The organism is Streptomyces sp. NRRL B-1347, from assembly GCF_000720325.1.
In the GTDB taxonomy this organism is placed as follows: domain Bacteria; phylum Actinomycetota; class Actinomycetes; order Streptomycetales; family Streptomycetaceae; genus Streptomyces.
In genome coordinates, this window is sequence record NZ_JOJM01000320.1 from 1 (window position 1) to 264 (window position 264).

Below are 264 nucleotides of genomic sequence, written 5' to 3' on the forward strand. Positions count from 1 at the left end.
CACCGCGTCCGGCTCCACACCCACCGAACGCCACAACCGCGCCAACGACACCATCACCGCGAACAACACCGGCTGCACCACATCCACCCGGTCAAACCCAGGCGCACCCTCGGCGCCGCGCAGTACGTCCGTCAACGACCAGTCGACGTAAGCCGACAGCGCCGACTCACACTCACCCATCGCCTCCGCGAACACCGGCGAGGACTCCAGAAGCCCCACCGCCATACCCGCCCACTGCGCCCCCTGACCCGGGAACACAAACAC

At 67.8% G+C, this 264-nt stretch carries 1 protein-coding gene; it reads right to left on the bottom strand.

The features are described 5' to 3' along the window. Positions 1-264 (bottom strand): acyltransferase domain-containing protein (locus IG74_RS47445; RefSeq protein WP_037827671.1); only part of this gene is annotated, 264 nt, incomplete at both ends.